Source organism: Sediminibacterium sp. FW305-C-61, from assembly GCF_058231065.1.
On the sequence record NZ_JBIQXR010000002.1, the window covers coordinates 141166 to 163465 of the forward strand.

17 protein-coding genes are annotated in these 22300 nt (G+C 37.5%); 7 read left to right on the top strand and 10 right to left on the bottom strand.

Annotation, left to right across the window (positions count from 1 at the left end; genetic code table 11):
• Nucleotides 1-42 precede the first annotated feature (42 nt).
• From ACH30E_RS05770 to ACH30E_RS05780, 3 genes are all read left to right on the top strand, one after another.
• On the top strand, nucleotides 43-1230 hold the full coding sequence (locus ACH30E_RS05770; RefSeq protein WP_490824002.1) for a cation:proton antiporter: 1188 nt from the start codon (nucleotides 43-45) through the stop codon (nucleotides 1228-1230).
• Nucleotides 1231-1233: 3 nt separating this feature from the next.
• Nucleotides 1234-1596, top strand: a complete 363-nt coding sequence (locus ACH30E_RS05775; RefSeq protein WP_490824003.1) for a hypothetical protein — start codon at nucleotides 1234-1236, stop codon at nucleotides 1594-1596.
• 106 nt (nucleotides 1597-1702) lie between these two features.
• The gene (locus tag ACH30E_RS05780; RefSeq protein ID WP_490824004.1) at nucleotides 1703-2131 is read left to right on the top strand and encodes a tail fiber domain-containing protein; all 429 of its coding nucleotides are present in this window, start codon (nucleotides 1703-1705) and stop codon (nucleotides 2129-2131) included.
• A 212-nt stretch (nucleotides 2132-2343) separates the two neighbouring features.
• On the opposite strand, the gene ACH30E_RS05785 is transcribed toward ACH30E_RS05780, so the two are convergent.
• The 4 genes from ACH30E_RS05785 to ACH30E_RS05800 all read right to left on the bottom strand — a co-directional run bounded on the left by ACH30E_RS05785 (nucleotide 2344) and on the right by ACH30E_RS05800 (nucleotide 9571).
• On the bottom strand, nucleotides 2344-3081 hold the full coding sequence (locus tag ACH30E_RS05785; protein WP_490824005.1) for a GLPGLI family protein: 738 nt from the start codon (nucleotides 3079-3081) through the stop codon (nucleotides 2344-2346).
• Between the two features lie 17 nt (nucleotides 3082-3098).
• Nucleotides 3099-5876, bottom strand: a complete 2778-nt coding sequence (locus ACH30E_RS05790; protein WP_490824006.1) for an outer membrane beta-barrel family protein — start codon at nucleotides 5874-5876, stop codon at nucleotides 3099-3101.
• Nucleotides 5877-6093: 217 nt separating this feature from the next.
• Nucleotides 6094-6849 (bottom strand): GLPGLI family protein, encoded by a 756-nt coding sequence (locus tag ACH30E_RS05795; protein WP_490824007.1) that lies wholly within the window; start codon nucleotides 6847-6849, stop codon nucleotides 6094-6096.
• Nucleotides 6842-9571 carry a TonB-dependent receptor gene (locus tag ACH30E_RS05800; RefSeq protein ID WP_490847329.1) on the bottom strand — a complete coding sequence of 910 codons (2730 nt, stop codon included), beginning with the start codon at nucleotides 9569-9571 and terminating at the stop codon, nucleotides 6842-6844. The genes ACH30E_RS05795 and ACH30E_RS05800 overlap by 8 nt, the downstream gene beginning before the upstream one ends.
• A 157-nt stretch (nucleotides 9572-9728) precedes the next feature.
• Between ACH30E_RS05800 and glgB the strand changes: the two genes are divergently transcribed.
• Both glgB and ACH30E_RS05810 read left to right on the top strand, forming a co-directional pair.
• Nucleotides 9729-11756, top strand: a complete 2028-nt coding sequence (glgB, locus tag ACH30E_RS05805) for a 1,4-alpha-glucan branching protein GlgB (protein ID WP_294995740.1) — start codon at nucleotides 9729-9731, stop codon at nucleotides 11754-11756.
• 319 nt (nucleotides 11757-12075) lie between these two features.
• Nucleotides 12076-12741: a head GIN domain-containing protein gene (locus tag ACH30E_RS05810; RefSeq protein WP_490824009.1), complete on the top strand. Its 666-nt coding sequence runs from the start codon at nucleotides 12076-12078 to the stop codon at nucleotides 12739-12741.
• A 64-nt stretch (nucleotides 12742-12805) separates the two neighbouring features.
• Here ACH30E_RS05810 and ACH30E_RS05815 read toward each other — a convergent pair whose 3' ends face one another.
• The 4 genes from ACH30E_RS05815 to ACH30E_RS05830 form a co-directional block, all read right to left on the bottom strand.
• Nucleotides 12806-16285 (bottom strand): TraB/GumN family protein, encoded by a 3480-nt coding sequence (locus ACH30E_RS05815; RefSeq protein WP_490824010.1) that lies wholly within the window; start codon nucleotides 16283-16285, stop codon nucleotides 12806-12808.
• Between the two features lie 126 nt (nucleotides 16286-16411).
• Complete coding sequence (locus tag ACH30E_RS05820; protein WP_294995747.1) at nucleotides 16412-17176, bottom strand: SDR family NAD(P)-dependent oxidoreductase; 765 nt, start codon at nucleotides 17174-17176, stop codon at nucleotides 16412-16414.
• Between the two features lie 69 nt (nucleotides 17177-17245).
• Nucleotides 17246-18196 carry a helix-turn-helix domain-containing protein gene (locus ACH30E_RS05825; RefSeq protein ID WP_490824011.1) on the bottom strand — a complete coding sequence of 317 codons (951 nt, stop codon included), beginning with the start codon at nucleotides 18194-18196 and terminating at the stop codon, nucleotides 17246-17248.
• A 57-nt stretch (nucleotides 18197-18253) separates the two neighbouring features.
• Nucleotides 18254-18775 carry a GNAT family N-acetyltransferase gene (locus ACH30E_RS05830; RefSeq protein WP_490824012.1) on the bottom strand — a complete coding sequence of 174 codons (522 nt, stop codon included), beginning with the start codon at nucleotides 18773-18775 and terminating at the stop codon, nucleotides 18254-18256.
• A 100-nt stretch (nucleotides 18776-18875) separates the two neighbouring features.
• Here ACH30E_RS05830 and ACH30E_RS05835 point away from each other — a divergent pair, with 100 nt between their 5' ends.
• A complete protein-coding gene (locus tag ACH30E_RS05835; RefSeq protein WP_294995756.1) occupies nucleotides 18876-19169 on the top strand; it encodes a hypothetical protein in 294 nt (97 codons plus the stop codon).
• Here ACH30E_RS05835 and ACH30E_RS05840 read toward each other — a convergent pair.
• Together ACH30E_RS05840 and ACH30E_RS05845 are read right to left on the bottom strand one after the other, a co-directional pair.
• Nucleotides 19141-20298, bottom strand: coding sequence for a sensor histidine kinase (locus ACH30E_RS05840; RefSeq protein ID WP_490824013.1), 1158 nt, complete (start codon nucleotides 20296-20298; stop codon nucleotides 19141-19143). The two genes, ACH30E_RS05835 and ACH30E_RS05840, sit on opposite strands and share 29 nt — an antisense overlap.
• A gap of 130 nt (nucleotides 20299-20428) precedes the next feature.
• Nucleotides 20429-21403, bottom strand: a complete 975-nt coding sequence (locus tag ACH30E_RS05845) for a DUF8428 domain-containing protein (protein ID WP_294995762.1) — start codon at nucleotides 21401-21403, stop codon at nucleotides 20429-20431.
• A 40-nt stretch (nucleotides 21404-21443) separates the two neighbouring features.
• Between ACH30E_RS05845 and ACH30E_RS05850 the strand changes: the two genes are divergently transcribed.
• A complete protein-coding gene (locus ACH30E_RS05850) occupies nucleotides 21444-22160 on the top strand; it encodes a ribonuclease H-like domain-containing protein (protein WP_490824014.1) in 717 nt (238 codons plus the stop codon).
• Nucleotides 22161-22300 lie beyond the last annotated feature (140 nt).

Below are 22300 nucleotides of genomic sequence, written 5' to 3' on the forward strand. Positions count from 1 at the left end.
ATATTATGAAAAACGACTATTGCAACTTATATTGCAATTAGCATGACTACATCTATTATTATTACCCTGTGCGTATTAATATTGTTGGCTTATCTATTCGATATTAGCTCTGCTAAAACGAGGATACCAACAGTTATATTGTTATTATTGCTTGGATGGATATTAAAGCAACTAACCGTTTTCTTTACCATTGAAGTGCCTGATCTATCCTCCTTACTTCCATTGTTAGGTACTGTAGGACTAATATTAATCGTACTCGAAGGGTCGCTGGAACTGGAGATCAATAAATCAAAGCTTCCACTTATCAGAAAAGCCACCATTGTTTCCTTCTTTCCTTTGATTATAAGTGGGTTAATATTAGCCTGGCTCTTTAATTATTTTGAAGGCTATCCTTTTAAGCAGTCGTTGGTGAATATGTTGCCATTTGCAATTATAAGCAGTGCAATAGCCATTCCGAGTGCCCGTAACCTAAATACTTATAACCGGGAATTTGTAACTTATGAAAGTAGTCTGTCGGATATCGTGGGAGTCATTATATTTAATTTTGTTGCCCTCAACGAAGTAATCAACGGTGCGGCATTCCTTCATTTTGGCTGGCAATTAGTGATTATCCTGGTGGTTTCATTTCTTGCATCTGTTGGCTTATCCTACCTGCTTGGACGAATTCAGCACCATATCAAATTCATCCCAATAATGGTGATGGTAATTCTGATCTATATTATCTCCAAACATTATCACCTGCCTTCCCTATTATTCATATTGTTATTCGGCATATTCGTGGGGAATCTGGACGAGTTGAAACAAAATAAATGGATAGCGAAATTAAAACCAGATGATCTCAATAAGGAAGTACACAAGTTCAAAGAAATTGCCGCAGAAGCAGCATTTGTGATCAGAACATTTTTCTTCCTTGTTTTTGGATACCTGATCGAAACTGCTGAACTACTTAATACCGATACGCTGCTATGGACAGGTATTGTAGTAGTGGTGATATTTGGTACAAGGGCTTTACAATTAAAATTGTCGGGTCTCTCTTTGTTCCCGCTTCTTTTTATTGCACCGCGCGGGTTGATCACTATCTTATTATTTTTATCTATTGCTCCCGCAGATAAAATTCCATTGATTAATAATTCACTGATTATACAGGTGATTATACTCACTGCATTAATAATGATGGGGGGGATGATGGGAGTAAAAAAACAATCCCCTAATGAATTGTCAAAACAATAAATAATGCGACTTCACGAAATAGAACTGGGCGCGAATAATCCTGTAGTTATAAGTGATTTATTAGCAACTACTTTGGAACTTCCTGTTAAACTATCTGAAAACACATTGACGGTTTTTGATACTGGAAATCAGGGAGTAGATTTAAATGTAGCTAATCACCTTGGAAACGGAGCCGTTCGGATCAGTTTTATTACGGACAATCTTCAGGCGGTAATAATTAGGTTAAAGTCACAGCAAATAACTTTCGAAGGCCCATATGAATCTCATCTATCAATGATGGCGATAAAATTTGTCACAGCAAACGGGATAGAAATTGTTATCAATACGCCAACCGATAGCTCACCTGAATGGCTGAAGACCAAATAACTGATGATTGGTATTTTTCGGGTAGAATATTTCACAGGAATTTTAGAAAAAAGGAATCCTAATGCTGTTTCTTTGCAGTATTCGATGACCTTCTAAATGCCATATTATGAAGCCTACCCTGAAATTTATCTATGCCGTACTGATTACCTGTGGAATTAGCCAATCTTTGATGGCTCAGGAATTAAACGATTCCGAATTAAAAAAATATATAAGACCCGTTAACGATGCCACGGGGCAACTTGTAAAGCTGAAACCGGAATTATATGAATTTAAAACGGAGTATAACCGCTCATTAAAACTACCAGCAGGTAGACAGTTTGGTTTCAATGTTGAAAATGTAGAAACTGTTTTCCCTCAATTGGTAAAAAGCAGGTCAATATCTTATACTGCCGGAAAAAATTTATTCAAACAGGCTCATGTTAAAGAAGTGTCTATGGAAGGATTAATACCTGTATTAGTAGCCTCCATATCTGAATTACAGGCCGAACTTGTTAAGCTTAGAGCAGAGCTTGAAGCTATAAAGAGGAATAAATAGGATTGACTACCAGTTTAATTGAATATTGGTTTTGAATCCTGGCAAGATGAAGTTCTTACACTTGAAGCTAAGAAGGGCGGCAAAAAATAAGGAAAGTCCGTGAGTTTGTGGTTAGTAGTAATTACCCCCAAAACTATCTAACCAGGTAAACCCCCGGACTTCCCAGTATAGCTTCCATCTCACATGCGGGCTAATTGCCGCCCAGTTTGGTTTTACAGTTGAGAAGACCACAAAATTCGTGCCGCACCTGTTCCCCAATCCTTCATTGCTTTGTTTAAATCAGTTGACAATTGGGTCCAGCTTGCTTTTTTCCCTTTTTGTGAAGGAGAAAGCTGAGCAGGGGTTGGGTCAACCAATTCAACCTTAGTAGCAAACCAGGTTGTGTGTAGTCTGGGAACAGCGAGGCCGAGGATCATTCCCGGCAGGCCGCTAAAACTTTCAGGGCCACTGTTAACTAAAATCTGGTCGGTATAAAATGCGACTACATAAACAGAATCACAAATTTTTGTCACTGCTTTTTTACAATCAAAACCAGCAATATTGCGGGTTTCTTCTGTAATACGCCATTCCAGTTGGCGCAAACTATCTTGAATCAAATAGGTTTGTTCAAATACATCTCTTTGCATGGAAATAGTTCCTTTATTGATGTCTTTGATTGTTACATCAGATTCAGAAGGCTTACCCATCCATAGGTATTTATTATCCGGGTTTTCTTTTAGTAGCCGATAAACAGAACGCTCATTATTGAACCTCAGTTCATAATAATCTGTCACCATCTTCGGGTACATTTTTTTCATTTCCGCAATCCAAGGTCCTTCGCCTTCACCCTCAAACTGGCTATGCTGGTTGTATTTTCTTTCAAATTCTACACGGCCTGAGCTAATAAACCTGGTTTGACTAAAGCCTGCTGTAGTGGAGAGTAGCAATAATGCTATGAATATATTTTTCATAATCTGGTTATTAGACATTAAAATCCGTTGTTTGGTTTTCCGTTTTTACTGAAATTATAAGCCAGGGTAAACATCCAGAAGCGCTGGATATTCTGACGAACTGTTTCAGTAATAAAGTTGGTACTTATATTACGCTGGATATTTTGATTCTGGTTGAAAATATCGTTAATAGCCAGTTTAATCTCGAACTGATCGCTTTTTCCAAGGGTTTTAGTTAAGGAACTATTTACTAAATATACATTGCTGTTGCCGGCAAAAACGGTTGTTTTTTGGTACATCGTAAGTTGAGCTGAAGTATTGAAAACAAATTTAGCTGGCAGTTTAAGTGTTAAATCGGCCCATGATGAATAAGACCAATATTTTGTTGATGCATTTGGTCGGATAGAAGAGCTTGAATTATTATAACGTGCATCAAAACTCACATAAAAATTAAATTTCTTTTCAGACCAGTGATTAATACCTAAATTAATTCCAAGCGAGTTGTTTTTACTAATGTTTTCTAGTCCATTTACTACGTTTACAAACCTTGAGATCTGTGGTGAAAAACCAAAGTTCAAATTATAAGAAGGAAAGATCTCAAATCCGTAACTGCTCCACATTGAACCATTATAATTTCCGTTTACATTTATAGATTGATTGATTCTTCTGCCCAATGTATCTATAAAGTTTGCATTGGTAATGGCGTTATTGGTTGTGCTGAAATTAGCACTTAGATAAATATTCCTGCTCTTTAATACTTTATAATCGCTAAAGCTTAGATTAAAATTGTGTCTGAATTCTTGTTTAAGATTTGGGTTACCAATGGTAATATTCAGAGGGTCAATATTATCAACAAATGGTTGTATCTGTTGCAATGTTGGGTTGCGTGTAGTTCCATTGTAACCGATATTGATTCTTCGTTGCTTTTTAGGGTTGAATATAATATTGGCAGTCGGTAAGAAATTGGTAAACTGAATACTTCTGTTAGCACCCTTATTAACATCATCAAGGTTGAATTTAGAAACTCCTAAAGATGCACCACCGGCAATGCTGAATTTCTTCTCATTCAGTCTTATGGTAAAACCACCTGTATGGTTATTATTATTATAGATAAAGTGGTTGCTAAGTGTGTCGATCAGGTTTTCATATTTGCCACCCGGACTTGTTTTCTCCAGTGTTTTTCTTTCCGCATCGTTTCTGTTAAATGCGAAGCGATAGTTTAACTCCATGAAAGTGTTTTTCCAAAGAGGTTCGGTATATGATAATCTACCGTTTACTCCAGATAATGCTTCCTTATTGGTTTTTAACTGATCAAGGTTATCCTGACGAACAAGAGAGCCTGTTTTGTTGTAGAAATCGTTCTTGGCAAATAAGAAACCATCATTCTTTTTATTCATTACATTGAAGTCACCACTGAAAGAAATGGTTCGGCCTTTTTTCTTCAAACGTTTTTGCCATTGTAATGAACCCAGGAGATTCCTGTCTTCACCATCATTAGTAGTTGTACGGTCAGACTGGTTAATGATTTGACCTTCTTCACTAATTGCCTTGCTTAAAAAGTTGTTGGCATTTCTATTACTAATAATAGAGCCTGTTAAAGACATTTTTAAGGTGCTGGTAGAATCTATTCTTAAATCATACTTGCTGGTAATTCTGTTTCTCCTTCTATCACTAACGAAATCCTGATTTTGTGTATTGGTGAAAGTAGTATCTGGCAAAATATTTTGTGTAATTGTTTGTGTTCTGCCTTTTACGTTGAGGTTATTAAATTGATAGGAAGTGTTGATATTATGCTTATCCTGGTTCCATTTGTTGGTGAATAATAAACCTCCGGTTGTGGAAGTAGGTAAGCCTTGACCATAAGAAAAGTCATCACCGCCACCACCGGTAATCATAATTCCCCCATCTTCCATTATCTGCATATTGTCACCCATACCTGAGCCGTAATTGCTTCTTTCATTCCAGTTGAGCGATTCAAATTTGGTATTATCGTTGGTTATATAGGCGGCAATCTTTCTTTTACCTTTAAAAGCATTCAACATTCCCTTTCCGTAGCGATAACGATCAAAATCTGAGCCAGCTTCCACTTTTCCAAAGAATCCTTTTTTCTTGTCTTCCTTCAATTGTAAGTTGAGTGTCTTCTTGGTTTGCCCATCATCAATGCCAGTAAAAACAGCCTGATCGCTTTTCTTATCAAATACTTGTACGTTTTCTACCGCATCTGCCCTTAGATTCTGGGTAACCACTGCAGGGTCGTCACTAAAGAATTCCTCACCGTCAACCAATACTTTTTCTACTTTTTGTCCCTGAGCGGTAATTTCTCCTTTTGAGTTTACCTGAATGCCTGGCATTCTTTTTAAGAGGTCCTGAACATTGGCATTGGGGCCAACGTAAAAACTATCTGCTCTGTATACCATCGTATCACCCTTCATCCGTATGGCGGAAAGGCGTTGTCTGACTACCACTTCTTCAAGCAAATGTGCTTTGGTAGTTACATATATATTTCCCAACGATTTTTGTGATTGTGTGGTGAGATCTAATTCGTCTACAAAATCCGCATAATCCGGATAAGATACCACCATGATATACTTGGTAGAAGGGAGGTTGCTGAATGCAAACTGTCCCTGCTGGTCTGAACGGACAAATTTTACTAATACGGAATCCTTGGGTCTCAAAAGTGAAATCACTGCATTATGCAGGTTTACTTTATTGGAAGAGTCAATAATAGTGCCTTTAAGGGAGCCATTATTTTGTGCATAAACGTTTGTAAAGGCCGCAATAGCCAATACCAGGCAAAAAGTAGTCAGTTTTTTCATTGTAGTCGGTTGCAATTAAGGATGCCTAAAACAGAAAATTTCATAAAAAAACATAATAACTAATTAATTAGTTGAAAAATAATGTTAATATTTTTCGTTATTTGAATATGTTTCTTATAAATGATAAAGTTAATAAGTCAAAAAACGTCAAGTTTTTTTATCCTATTAAAGGAGTCATAAACTGACGGAAGGTTGGAATAAAGGATAAAGAGGTTTCTTATAAAAGTGATTTCAACAAATACTTCCGCCCATAACTGCCCCAGCCAGATAAAGACGATTTTCTTAGTTGATCAATTACACCGGCATAATTTGTTTTTTTCGCCCTGTTTGAAGTTGGGGGCATCAGTTTTTCGGTTTTTGGTTCTATAAGCTCGAGTTTGGTAGCCATAATCGTAATATTCATCCTTGGAATTGCGATCCCCAATATCATTCCGGGTAGCTTGGCATAGGAGAGTGGACCACCGCTCACTGGTATCTGATCGGTATAAAAAGCAATTATGTATACAGAGTCTAAAATAATGCCGGTTGCTTTTCTGCAACTGAAGCCAGCGATATCTCTTGTTTCAGTAGTAATCTGCCATTTTATTGTTCGAATGGAATCGCTGATTAGAAAAGTTTCCTCGAAAACCTTTTGCTTTTTTACAAAAGTGCTATTCTCCAGATCTGCATAAACGATATCATCTGTAGTTTCATCCTCGCCCCAATACATAATCTTCTCATCATTATCTCGCCCCTTTTCGTATAAAGTTTTCCCGTCTTTAAAATAAAGGTTGAAATAGGTGGTCTGAAACTTTGAGATTTTATCTTTAAAGCTGTCGTAAAAACTATCGCCCTCAATTTCCTTATGGATATTGAGCTTTTTTTCAAATTCTATTTTACCCTGTCTGGGGAATTGCACCTGTGCATTCGTTTTTATATTGAAAAAAAGCAATAAAATAACAAAGCAGGTAAAATAGGAGCGGTTGTTATTCATCTTCATCATTTTGTTTTCTGTTTTTACTGAATTTCCAACGGATCGTGAACATCGCATACCGCCGAACCATATCGTATGTGCTTTCTGAAATAAAATTACTGCTGACATTTCTGTTAAACCCAATTTGTTGATTCAATAAATCGTTTACAGACAATAGTGCAGTCAGGTCTTTCTTTTTTGAAATTTTCTTCTCAAGACTAATGTTCCATATAAAAGCATTATTGTTTCTGTCATTCGGAGAAAGTTTCTGACGGTAGTTAGCCTGGATATTGTTGTTAAATTGAAAACCCTGCAAAATTGTATAAGAAAACTCCAAATTAATATTCTGAATCCAGTAGCGGGTTTGTTGTCCTCGATTGATTGTTGAATTAGAACTGGTATAAGTAGGGCTATAACTTAAATAGGCATCTAGTTTTTTCTCGATATTTTTTGAAATGCTCACCGAGGGAGAAATTGAAATGGTATTGGTAGTATTCTCCAATCCATTTACAAAACTTTTAAACCTGCTTCCACTGATTCTCGGAGAGAGTCGGTAATTCAGTTTCAGGAATTTTATTTTTCTTCCATAGCCAATGCTCAGGTAATAATTGTAATTACCATTAACATTAACCGTTTGTGTGGTTCTTACACCCTTGTTATCTACCACTGTTTTTGAGCTGAATGCATTTTCAGTGAAATTGATATATCCCCAAACCGATTTACTGGCACTGGTTAATACTTTATAATCATTGAGGCTAAAGTTGAAAGAATGGTTAAACGAAGGCTTAAGATCCTGGTTACCGATGGTTAAATTTAATGGATCGGTATTATTTAATATGGGCTGCAACTGTGAGAGTTGTGGCTGTTGTGTACTACCGCTGTACCCCAGACTGAAACTTCCTGATTGTGAGTACTTCCACCTGAAATTGGAACTGGGGAAAAAGTTTATAAAATTACGAGCGTATGAGGAATCTATAATCAGATTGGTTTGACGAATAGACAGATCCTGCATCGCAAGACCAGCACGGAAATAAATTTTCTTTCCATTATAAGTGTAAGTAATTCCTCCGCGATGAGAAATACTTTTGAAAATGAAATGGTTACTGAAACGGGTGTTTAGCGAATCGTATTTGCCAGTATTCATTTTCTCAAATGTCCTGATATCCTGTTCACTATTGGAAACATTTAAGGAGTAATTCAGGTTCAGCGCAGCTTTTTTAGACAGTGGTTGTATATAACTGGAAAGGAGCTTATAAGAAGTACTTTTATTATTGTTCCTTTTAAGCTGATCTATTACCTGCGTTGAATCAAGTATGCCATTACTGAAATAGTTAATCGCATTTCTCAGGTAGCCTATATTGTCCATAGTATTGTTGGTAAAACCACCATTGAGGGTGAATGATTTGGTTCCGGTTTTGTTCAACTTTCTTTTATAGAAAATATCAGCACTTGTTTGGTTATTGGTGCCATCCGTAGAACTAGTGCGTTCGCTGTTATTCACCTGCATTTTCTCTTCCGATAAGTATTCGGTAGTACCAAATGAAGAACCACTGCTTTTGGTAAAGCCAGCTCTAGCATTAATAGTGATGGTATTAAAGGAGTCAATGTTTAATTCATTCCTGGTGCTAAAACCATGTTTTGATCGGGTGCTTTTATTGCTGTTAAATTGATTGTAATAATACAGCGTGTCAGGAAGAATGTATTGTGAGTTGTTGTAACTGTTGCCTGCAATAAATTGCCGGTTAAAGTTGTAATTGTTAGCAGTATTGTTCTTTAGTTTACCATACTTCTTATTCAGCATAAAGGCCGACTGTAAATTTTCCGGAATGCCTTGTGAATTGAAAAAACTATAGCTGTCATTTTCAAACATCAGGTAGGTTTCTCCATTCTCCTCAACTGGAGTAAATCCACCAAAATTTTCCATATCCTCCCAAGTCATAGAATTTCTTCCCGTTCGGTCAACACCAATATAGCCTCCTGCTTTCATGGTGCTGGTAAACCGGTTCGCAGTGGCTTTTCCCTGGTAATATTTGTTTAAATCAGATCCAGCTTCTATTCGTCCGAAATAGCCTTTTTTGGCATCCTCTTTCAATACAATATTGATGGCTTTTTCTTTTTCCCCGTCGTCAATACCAGTTAATGTGGCCTGATCTGTTTTTTTATCAAATACCTGAATCTGTGCTACATCTTTCTTATTTAGATTCTGTGTGGCCATTGTCGGATCATCACCAAAAAATTCTTCCCCATCCACGTATACTTTTTGAACCTGTTGCCCCTGGGCAGTTATTTCTCCTTTACTATTTACCGTAAAGCCAGGTAATACTTTTAATAAATCTTCCACTGTTGCGCCAGGCTTAACTTTAAAACTGTCAGCCGTAAAAATCAAAGTATCTCCCTTAAACCGAATGGGAGCAATTGTTTGTTTTACGATTACTTCCTCTAAAATATGCGCCCGTGTATTAAGTGCAACCTCATTGAAGTTGTTTATATCATTCGGTTTCAATAGAAGCGTATCCATCATTTCAACATAACCAGGGTAGCTGATCATAACAATGTAGCGACCCGGTACGATGTCTTTCATAATAAATGAGCCATCTGATATGGCCCTGGTAAATTTTACCAGACTGCTGTCTTTACGGTCGAGCAAGGTAATGACAGCATCCTTCAGAATTACTTTATTGGTAGTGTCAACAACCGTACCTTTAAGGGAGGAGTTTTGTGTAAATGCTTTCTTTGTTGCCATAAAGCACAACAAAAGCAAAAATGCAGTCAGTTTTCTCATTGTTTTCGGTTGCAGGCTTAGATGCCTGAATTGGAAAAATCCATAAAAAAAATCATAATAACTAAAGGATTAGTCGAAATTTTATGTTAATTTTTTCTAATTTGATTATGAATGTCTTATGAGCAATAAAAAAAATATGTCGAAAAAAGATATTACCAGTGCTTCAGACAAGGCAGCAGGAAAGGAAGAGAAAGTTGTAAAAACTGAGAAGAAATACGAAGCAATACATTTTGTGGATACCAATCAAACAGTATGGAACTACTCTTTATTTACAGATGAAGATGTCAGGAATTTTCAAATGGGTACTCATTACAGACTCTATGATTTTTTTGGTAATAAGCAGCTTGAAGTGTTAGATACCCCGGGAACTTATTTTGCAGTATGGGCACCCAATGCCACTTACGTAAGTGTTACAGGGTATTTTAATGATTGGAACAAAACAGCCCATCCCTTGAAAGTACGGTTAGATAATTCAGGTATTTGGGAAGGGTTTATACCGCATTTGCAACAAGGAGAAGCGTATAAATATCATATACACGGTTATAAAGGCATTAAGTTAGATAAAGGCGACCCTTATGCTCATTTCTGGGAGAAAAGACCCGATACTGCATCTATAACCTGGCAAACGGATTATCTGTGGAACGATCAGGACTGGATGAAAAAACGTAAAAAGAGCAATTCCTTAAATGCACCATGGTCTGTTTATGAAGTACACCTGGCCAGTTGGATGCGGCCAGACAAAAACAATGAAGAATCGTATAATTCCTATCAGCAAATTGCAGAAAGACTCGTTCCGTATGTAAAAGAAATGGGTTTTACGCATGTTGAATTCATGCCTGTAATGGAACATCCATTCGATGGTAGTTGGGGATACCAGGGAGCAGGCTATTTTGCACCCACATCCCGGTTTGGTACACCGCAAGATTATGCAGCACTGGTAGATGCATTTCACCAGGCAGATATTGGTGTAATCCTCGATTGGGTTCCATCACATTTTCCTTATGATTCCCATGGACTATTTATGTTCGACGGTACCCATACCTACGAATATGCAGATATGAGAAAGGGCTATCATCCCGATTGGAACTCTTATATTTTCAACTATAAAAGAGGGGAAGTTAAATCCTTCCTGATCAGCAGTGCCAGGTTTTGGTGCGATCGATTTCATACAGACGGAATTCGGGTTGATGCAGTAAGTTCCATGCTTCGTTTGGATTATAGCCGCAACAAAGGGCAATGGGAACCCAATGAATTTGGAGGTAACGGTAACCTCGAAGCTATTGCGTTTATAAAAGACCTGAATGAAACATTATACCGCGACTTCCCCGAAATCCAGACAATAGCTGAAGAAGCAACCGATTGGCCAAAAATCAGCAAACCTACATTCGAAGACGGACTTGGCTTTGGCATGAAATGGATGATGGGGTGGATGCATGATACACTTGATTATTTCAAGATGGATCCGATTTACCGGCAGTTTCACCAGGATAAGTTTTCATTTAGTATGATGTATTTCTATGATGAAAATTTTATGCTTCCGCTTAGTCACGATGAAGTAGTGCATGGTAAGAGTCCGATGTTGTATAAAATGCCGGGCGACGAATGGCAGAAATTTGCCAACCTGCGGATTCTCTATACTTATATGTTTACACACCCAGGCGCAAAGCTATTATTCATGGGGAATGAATTTGCAGCAACAAATGAGTGGAACTACAAAAGCGAATTGCAATGGGAGCTGCTACAGTTTGTTAGTCATGGTGGCATGAAATACTGCGTTCAAAAACTCAATGAACTATATCGCACAGAGCCCGCATTATATGAAAATCAGTTTACTCCCGATGGTTTCGAATGGGTTGACCTCAACCACCGCAGTGAATCTGTAATGGTATATAAAAGAAAAGGAAAGAAGCCTAAAGACGATGTATTGGTAATACTAAATGTTACCCCTGTAGTTCGAAATGATTGGGAAGTATATGTAAATGGGAAAGGAACATGGAAGGAAATATTTAACAGCGATGATAAATCGTTCTGGGGAACCGGGGATGTTTATAATCCGGAAATAAAGTCAAAACTGGTTGATAAAGCCACTAAATGCTACCAGTTAAAAGTGCATTTGCCAGCCCTGGGAGCAGTTGTTTTACGATAGGTAGCTGAATTTAGCTTTGAGCTGCGAGCTTCTAGCCTCTAGCTGCAAGACTAGATTGTTGCTTGTTTTAGATTTTCTGCTATTATTTGAATAAAGGAAAGGGCTTGCTAGTTTGCTTTGTGAAAATCCCACTTAAAATAAATATTTAATAACCTTATGTATGATTGTAGATGGTTGAATTCATACCGAAAAAAGCTAGCAGCTAGCAGCTAGTGGCTAGAAGCTTTATTTCCCCCGACAACAATTATCGCGTATCTCTGGCTTAAAAGCTGTAACTTTTTTTCTGACCATCCGTTACACCTAAAAAAATCAATAATTCATGAAAAAGGTATTTACAAGCCTGATGGCAATTGGTCTGTTATTTTCCTTTGCCCTTGGTCAGGAAGTAGTAACAGGTGAACATGTGCAAAAAAGAAGTGTAGGTTCATTTCATGCCGTTAAAACTTCTGCTGGGATACAGGTGGTCCTAACCAAGGGAAGTAAGCCAGAACTGGCCGTTACTGCAAGTGATGCAGATCTGCTGGATAAGGTAAGAACAGTTGTTTCAAATGGTGAACTAAAGATTTCAAGAGAGAATGATAGCTGGAGATTTTGGGAGAAGAGAAGAAACTGGAAAATAGTTGTGTATGTATCCTATACCGAACTGGATGGGCTCGATGCCAGCAGTGGCGGATCTATACAGGCAAAATCATTAAATCTGGATAGACTATCAGCCGACGTAAGTAGTGGTGGTAGTATTACCATATCGGGTACTGCAAATGCATTGTCTGTAGATGGCAGTAGTGGTGGTATATTCCGAGGCTATGATTTTTCTGTAACCAACTGTAAGGCTGATGTTAGTAGTGGAGGTGGGGTTCAGGTAACCGTAACAAAAGAAATTTCCGCTGAAGCCAGCAGTGGTGGTTATGTGCGATTTAAAGGAGACGGACTGATTCGAAACATCAGTGTTAGTAGCGGTGGGTCGGTAAAAAGACAAACGAATTAATTTGAAATAATGAATAAATAACAAAACAAAGGGCTCTTTTATCCGGAGCCCTTTGTTTTGTTATTTATTCATCCTCATTTTCTTCATTTTTATCTAAGTTCTTGAGATAGGTTTCCAGTACTGTTTTAATATCATTGTCTCCTATTACATCATCATAATAAATGCCGGTTAGTTCTTTTGCTGTTGTAACCATTTTACTGCCTAATTTATAACCACCCGCTATACCAAGATAAGTGGATTTGCCTTCCTCTTCCTTAAAGGTTACTTTGTATAAGTAGAACATATAAACAGTATCCTGAAATTTACTTGTTTGAATACCATGAAACTTTATTTCAACATCTTCTTCGTCATAATCATAAGTTGCTTCTTTGAAAATTGCAGCATCGGCAAATAGTCGTTGAGTAAGGAATGCTGGTGGATATAAGGATTCCTTTTTTTGTTCCTGAAGCGCATAGTATAAATCCAGACGGGTGCCCTGAAATTTAGCAATATCGGTTAAAACATTAGAGGGTATATTGATGTCGGCAGACAGGAGCATAATCGCAATATTATTCTTTAGGTATCTGTTTTTTGTGTTTGTAAATTTAGATGCCATATCCAATGCCTCCTTAATGTCTGTTTTACTCAATAAATAGGCAATACTGTAAGCTTCTCCCATATAATCAGTACTATCTGCCTGCAGTAATTCATGATAAATCATGTCGGCATGTTTTAGTAATGGAACGCTCAGTGTTTTTAATTCCTCCTTTGATAAATAACTGCTGTCGTATAAGTCTTGTAATACAGATACAACTGTTGGCCCCCAAATGCTATCTGTTATAAATGGGATGAAGAGCGATAAGTGTTGTTTGAATAGGATCTTGTTATTTGTTAATCCAGTAGAAACGTTATAGCCCGGTCTAACTTTGACTTCCTTTTGTGGGATTAACTTTGCAAGTAATTGATGGCTATTTGCAGATTGTTGTTTGGCTAAAATCGCGAGTGTGGATTGTATAAGTTCGTTGTCGGTTAATGGGTCAAGTTTTTTATACTTACTCTCAATAGTGGATAATAATAGGGGCTCATTAAGTTTACCTAATGCTTTGCCGATAGCGATGTTTATTAGTCCTGATGGATTGTCTGAATACGGATTTAAGTAAACTGTTAATAATTTGTCAGCAAGAGCAGTAGTGTCTTTTGCTGAATGAATATCGTTGTCGTTTAAATATTGATATGCTGCGGCTCTTATATCATTCTCAGTGCTCTCAAGATCTTTTATTAACTGGCTGGTCTTCGGGATAAAAATCCAATTCGGGTCGCCCTTGGTTGTAAATGTATAATTATTGAAAGCTTTTTCAACATTTTCTGTTTTCAGGTATTGAGGGTCAGCAAAAGCAAATATTTTATATAAGATGTTCCCATTTATGATAAATTTTGCTTTGAATTGTTTGTCTGAACCAGCTATTTTTATCAGCCATTCGCGGCTGATAGATTCTTTATTGTCTGAAGTAACTTCTTTTTCAATGCTCATGTCGTTACCTAAAGTAGGCTTATGGGTTTCCCATATTTCGTTACGATTCCTGTATGAAGTGTATTGGCTTAATGTGTCTCTTAGGAATAAAATCGAATAGGAAGTAGCAGTATCATAGGAAATAAATACCGGTTGTGTATTGTCTTGTTCAGGATTTAATTGAAAAGTGCCTGGCCCAAAAGTTCTAAATGAATTATCTGAAGCTTGCTGTAGTTCCCATGTTTTGAATACCGGTGGATGAAACGCAAATGTTTGAAAAATGGTATCGATCCTGGGAGATTGAAACATGGCATTACTTGTGACTACCGCAACCATATGTCTCTTGCCGTATTGTATGGTAGAAACCGCACGAATTCTTTGATCATTGTAATTGTTTCTATCTCCCTGATATATTTTTACTTTATTTCCATTAATTAAGGAGTCTTTCATGGACAGGTTGGCATACTCATTTTTTAAAGATTTATACCATTCTGTTTCTAATTGATTATTGTCTTGCACATAATAACCTGGTTGAGCTTCACTCAGGTAATAGAAAATATAAGAACCAGTTATATCATCAGCTCCACCATATACCGTGCCTTTCCAGATTTTTGAAGTTGATTTTTCGCTTAATAAGGAACTGTATTCAAGGTTAGTAGGACTTGTAAAAGATAGGCCGTTTTTGTTAATACTAAAATGATAGAACGAACTTGAGTCAATCTGTGCGGTGGTGACAGGATATATTTCAATACTGTTAAAGAACTTTCTGATATTTTCTGGTGAAATTTTTGCTGGATTTTGACCATTCACCATTGCCATTAATAACATGTTCTCATACGGAACCATCTGTATGCGCATGTACTGTCCATCTTCGTCCATTGTATATTCTTTACCTTCATAACCACTCCTTGAGAATTTTTCTTCAGTTGGTTCTCCGGATTCTCCAAAAATATTATCCCGCATCTGATTAAGCAGTGAATCCTTGTTTCTATTCGATAGATTAATGGGGATTGAAAAAATGGTATATGCAGCAAATTCAGCAATATCGAAATAAAAATGCATGTCCATGATGCCATACATTTTTGTAAAGGCGGGATTTCCCTGGGTTAAGAATCGGTAATTCTTGTGTTTAACTTCTGTCCATTCAATGGGTTTTTCTTTAACCTGGTATTTTTTTGCATGTATATAAGATGAAGAATACACGGGCTCAAGTATAAATCCTTTGTTTCTTAAAAGATTAATTAGCCCATACATCCCAGATAAATGTGCGCTCCCAACCGTAAAAAACATCGTGCGAATTTGCATTAAGCTATCAATGCGTCTTGCCATTTTAATATTCCTGCGTACCATCGATTTCTCAAAACCACTGCTGTCTGGTGTACGCATGCTCATTTCTATAGAATCAATATTCTGTCTCAGGTAAATATTGATTATTGTTTCAATTGATTTATCTATCTGTGGTTTCTCATCTGTTAATAGTAATTCTTTGATGTCTGTAATACCAAAAGTTCCATCCTTGGCCGATTCATAGTCTTGAATATCTTCAATACCTCCCAACCATTTGCCTTGCTTTCTGGCCAATTGATATAGCCAGGCATCAAGAAAGCTGGACATGCTTCCTTCTGTCATATAGTTAGACATCCACTTGTTTTTACCATTAAGCACATCAACGGTGGTAATGTCTTTCGCGGGTTTGCCCAGTTTTTTTTCAAGTAATGCTGCGTATTCCTTAAATGATTCAGAGGGAAGGATGTCAACAATTTTTTTTGCGTTTGTTTCCTCTGCTCCCATGAATTCTTTTATAGCATAAGCACCGATTTCATCGGGATTTATTTCAATAGCTAAACCATCTGTTTTTGCAATTGCCTGGTATACTGAATCGCCGAGATTGAATACCCGTTCATCAGATAAATGAATGGAGCCGAATAAATAGGATGGTTTTGCCAATCCCTTTCCGCTTATTTTCCAGAGTAAAGTGTTTGGTAATTTTTGCTGTCCAAGTGAAATCGCACAAACTCCAATTATGCTTACTAAAAATAAAATCCCCCTTCTCATGTGTACTTGTTTACCTCAAATTATTGTAAAAAATAATAAGAGCCATCAAATCTGAATGAATAAATTTTATTCATCAGTTTTATGAAGTATAAATACACAAGAAAAGAGGGACTAATTTTCAACCATTTAGATATGTATACCACCAGCAACCTCAATACGCTGCGCATTTACCCATTTAGCATCATCTGTACAAAGGAAAGCTACAACGGTTCCAATATCATCTGGTAAACCAACACGTCCTAAAGCAGTAAGAGAGGCAATATAGTCGTTTAGTTCTTTATTGTCCCTTATTGTACCACCGCCAAAATCTGTTTCTATAGCACCAGGTGCAACCACATTAACCCTGATTTTTCTATCGCCCAGGTATTTTGCCTGGTATTTTGTAAGTGTTTCTACTCCACCTTTCATTGTAGAATAGGCATCGTAACCGGTATAGGTAAACCTTGTCAGTCCTGATGAAATATTTACAATTCCACCACCATCATTTATCAGGGGTAATAATTTTTGTGTAAGGAAGAAAGGCGCTTTCAGGTGAATATTCATCATGCTATCAAACTGTTCCTCTGTTGTTTGTCCAAAATCGGCATGTACTCCCGAGCCTGCATTATTAACCAGGAAATCTAATTTATCCGTCTGGAAACTTGTTTGCAAAGTATGTTTAACGGAATCAACGAATGCATCAAAACTGCCTGATTGTGCCACATCTAATTGCAAAGCAGCAGCTTTTCTACCTGTTTGATTAATTTCTGCTACCAATTTTTCAGCATCTGTAACCTGCTTCTGGTAAGTGATGATTACATCCAATCCCTTTTTTGCCAGCTCTATGGCCATGCTTTTGCCCAAACCGCGACTTCCGCCAGTTACCAGGGCAATCTTTGTTGTACGAGTCATTTTATGTTTTTTTATTACAACACAAAATTGCGTACATAATAGCCAGGGCTTGTTGCAAGAATCAGTCTATTATTTGTAAATATCAAATAATTGCTCCCGATAATGCAATGGCGACATATTGCTGTGTTTCTTAAAAAAGTTGGAAAAATGAGCCACTTCTTCGAATCCGAGACTAGTGGCAATTTCGGAAATGTTCCAATTAGTTTGCCTTAGCAGTAATTTGGCTTCCTGGGCAATCCTGCTGCCAATGATTTCAGTAGTGGTTCGGCCGGTAAAGTCTTTTAATACTTTATTGAGGTGGTTAACATGAACACTTAAAGTGTCCGCATAATCTTTTGCCGTTCTAAGTGCGAGTACCTGGGTATTGTTTTCTATGGGAAACTGCCGCTCCAATAATTCAATAAACAAAGCAGAAATACGGCTCGAGGCATTAATACTGTTGCCTGTAGAAGAAATGGGTTTTAGTTTCTGTCCATTGTGAATTAATTCTAACACATAATTCCTTAAAAGATCATATTTAAATGCATAGTCCGAGCTCATTTCAAGGTGCATTTTCCTGTAAATGGCTTCAAAATCAGCAGCCTGGGACGCAGAGATTTCATATACAAAATCGCTTCCTGGTTTGAAAATCGGGATTTCATCTATTAAAATTCCGGCATTTGATTTCGATATGAAAGCATGCGTAAATACACAAAAATGTCCGGACTGATCTGAGTCAAGGGGAGTATAACTATAAGGTAACTTAGGTGTGGCAAATAATATGGCATGCTCCTCTATTTCAATGGTGCGATCTGCATAGTCGACTCTGTTTCTGCCATTGATAAGACTTATTTTATAATAAGTTCTTCTGTTATAAGGCATTTTGGCCTTTGTGGAACAGGTTGCATGTAATTTACTGATATCAAACACATTAAAATGCCCGATATCTATCCCATCATTGGCATCTAACATTTTGTCTATTTCCGGGCAGGCGCCTCCGAAAATTTCTTTATAAAAAGTTTTGATAGTTGTCGGTTCCATTGATTTGCAAAATTCAAATAAGATGCAAATTACGGTTTTTCGCCTGTTTGATAGTATTTATAATAGTTTAACCATATCAATATTGTCTTTGCCATTCATTTCAAACTTACCAAGCATCTGAAAACCAAGCGAATAATAATACCTGACGGCTATTTCATTTTTGGCCTGTACACCACCCCAGAGTAATACCTGTTTAATTTGCTTTTGTTGTAGGTCTGTCTGAATAAACTGCCAAAACAGTTTACCAACCCCTTTCCCCCTCCATTCAGAAGCAAGCGAAGGGGCATACATTGCAGAGGAGTAATTATGGTTCAGCAGGGTATACTGATTATACCGACTGAGATCATGCTCGAAATATCCATGATGGATAATGGCATATCCTATGATGAAACTACTTTCAGATTCTATCAATAAATATCCTTCATAGGATGGATGATGAAATAGTTCAATTAAAGTTTGCAGGTTAAACGCATGCGGTGCAAAACGTTCTCTGGTTTCATGGTCAAGGTGATGCAGGTAGGATAACAGATGTGGCAGATCAGTTTCCTGCCAGATATTGCAAACAATAGGAATATTCAAAATTCACAGATTATACACAAAAAAATCGGGTAACAATTCCTTTACAATTTAATCATTCTATGGTGATATTACTGTAGTCACTTGCAGCAAACAAAAGTGTATGAAAAATTCTTCTTACCAATTATTGGTGAATGCTGCCGGACAATTATTACAACAACATGCGTTTGATCATCTTTCGGATGAAAAACTTTCGAGGATGAACAGTTGTTTGCATAAGTTGGGGCAACAATCATCTAATGCAGATTTACGGTCAGTAGAAACAGAATTACTGAACTATTGCCGTGAAGCAAACCTGTATGTTGAAACAGCAACGCCACAATCATTGCATCAATGGTATGCTGCAATGAGTTGTTTTGGGGAATCAGTTATGCCTTTGGTGGAAGAGGTAGAATAAGCCGGAAGCAAGTACCTTTTCCTGCTTCGCTCCATTTTACAAATAATTTACCATTGTGGTATTCTTCCATAATTCGTTTGCTTAAGGGCAGACCTAAGCCCCATCCTCTTTTTTTGGTGGTAAAACCAGGTTTGAATACTTTATTCAGGTTTGAAGTCTGTATACCTTTTCCAGTGTCTGTAACATCGATCATTAATCCATCAGCAGTAATCTGCGATTCGATCCGGATTAAGCCCTTTCCTTCCATGGCATCCAATGCATTTTTGATCAGGTTTTCAATTACCCAATCGAACAGAGGGGCACTTAATAAGGGGTGTTGCGAAAGAGGAGCAGGATGAAACTCAAATTGAACCTGAGCCCCTGATCTTTTTTTCATGTAAAGGATCATTTGTTCAATCTGTTCGTATGGATTACCTGCTTCCAGTTTTGGTTGACTGCCTATTTTCCCAAAACGATCCGTTATGAGCAAGAGTCGGTTTACATCTTTTGTTATTTCCGGGACTATCTTTTCGTTTTCCTTATTCTGTTTCAGTATCTCAAGCCATCCTTCCAGACTAGAAACAGGTGTGCCTAGCTGGTGTGCTGTTTCTCTGGCCATAGATGCCCATAACTGGTTCTGTGCACCTTTGTAATGCGACTGCACAGCCATGATTGCAATGGCAATAAATAAAGCAACAATAACCAATTGAATTAGAGGGTAGAGTTTCGCTTCTTTCAATAGCTTACTCTGTCCATAATAGTAATGGTTGGCGGTATATGGACTATCCCTGATAACAAGTACAATCGGTTTATTATTATAGCGACGGAATTCTTTAAGTTTTGAAGAAAGGTAGGTAGGGTTATCCTGCACTAAGTTGCTATCCAGGTTTTTGTAATTGCCGGTTATGCTATCTTTTTCAGTTGTTTCAATAATGGGAATCTCTTTATTCTCAAAAGAAATAAAAGTTGCAAGATTTAAACTGGCTGTATCAGGTGTATTTAATATAGATCTCTGTGCTTCAACCCATACAGTTACATATTTTCTCTCTTCAGAAGCAATTTTTCCTGAAACATACTGCGAATAAAAAATAGTTCCACTGACGAGAATGATCGCTATGATCACCAAAACAATTCGCCAGTTAATTCGCATAAAAGATTTTTTTTTGATGAAGATAATGAAAAGGGGGCAGGCTTTTAAGCTAATTAAAGCATAAAAGGAAGTGGTAAAAAAGAAGGGCACCATTCGGTGCCCCCTGTTGCTTGCTCTGAATATTATTGATCTAGCTGAATAAACCGCCTTTCTTCAATGTTTTAGTTCCTTCTCCGATTTTAAATCCATTATTATAGATTTCAATCTTATAATTACCAGTCTGGTATTTATCACTTTGCTTCCAGTCGAAGCTTACCGGAGTTGGCTTACCCTGTTCATAGTTCACGGTTACTTTACTTGTATAAGTTTTTTCGCCGTCTTCACGGGTAACAAATTTGGTTCCTTCAGTAATTACTTTACCATCCGGTCCAGTTACACATACATAAATATCTTTTGCACCACTGGCCGCAATTCGATTCGGGTCAAGTACAAATGAAATGCGCATCAGATCGGCACGTTTCGATGTAGTGGTAGCTTTTTCTTTACCGCTGTTCCGCACGTCAATGGCTGTAATACCAATGTTTGAAGCATGCAGGGTAGAGGCAACATCTACTTTTTCGTCTAATTCTTTTTTCGTAGCACTCAGGTTTTGCTGCAGGTTCTCTTTATCAGAAGTGAGCTGCGTTTTTTCGGTGTTGAGTTGTTCGTTGGCAGCCGTAAGCTGCTTATTCTCCCCCTGCAACTTCTCAATTTCCGCGAAGAGACCGTCGATTTTTCCGTTTAATTCACTAATCATTTGTTTGGCCTGAGCCAGTTCAGCGTCTGAAGCATTCTTACGCTTAAGAATATTATTGATACTGCCTTTAAGTTTCTGGATTTCAGAACCGCGGTCAGCCAAAGCACCCTGTAACTGGATATTGTTTTGGGTTAGAGAATCAGCTTTCGCAGAAACTTCCAGAAACTCCTGCTGAATGGCATTGCGGGCGCTGTCTACATTAGTAATGCGGGTTTCCAGTTGCCCGATTGTTTCTTTTGTCTGGCTCTTATCATAAAAGATATAAGCCCATGTGCCCAAAAGGGCTAAAATAAGAATACCGTAAATTACTTTTCGGTTGTCTTTTTGCTGTGTGCCAGCATTTGGGTCGGGAGTGTTGAAGCTATTCATATTTGATGTTTTCGGTTAACAAATTTTAATTTTTTTTCGCATGCTCAAGGATTTGTTTTTACTGGATATTGAAACCGTCCCCGGTCAATCATCCCTTGCCAGCCTTGATTCTCACTGGCAATCTCTATTTTGCGACAAAATATCTAAAACCGTGCCAGAAGGCGAAACCCTGGAAGAATCTTACAGAAAAAGGGCAGGAATTCTGGCAGAGTTTGGACGTATTATCTGTATTTCAACTGCGTTTTTTTATGAGGATGGGAAAGGGCAATGTTGCTTAAAATTGAAGAGTATTTATGGTGATGATGAAGTAGAAATACTGAAAATTTTTACCTCTTTATGCGAAAAAATGCGCTCGATCAATCCTGGTTTTCAGTTTGCTGGTCATAATATTCGTGAATTTGATATTCCGTTTATTGGCAGAAGAATCTTAATCAATCGATTGGAATTGCCTTCTTCATTGCGGATACAGGATAAGAAACCCTGGGAACTAAATATGTTTGATACACTCAACTGGTGGAAATTCGGGGATCATAAAAACTATATATCCCTGGACCTGCTGGCAAATGTATTGGGTATTCAAAGTTCCAAAAGTGATATGGATGGGTCAATGGTACAGGATGTTTATTACAAGGACAAAAACCTCAAACGCATCGTGCAATATTGTGAGCAGGATGTTATTGTTACTGCTAATATAATACTGCGGTTTCTGCAACAACCACTTCTTAAGCCGGAAAATATTGAAATTGTAAAGTCGTGATGGCAATAAGCACAGGGAAATGGCGTTGAAGAATAGAGTTGGGAAGGTTTCCTGTGGCTTATTTATTAGGTATTAGGTGCTAGGTGCTAGGTGCTAGGTGTTAGGTGTTAGGTGTTAGCCATTAGCCTACTTTAAAACCT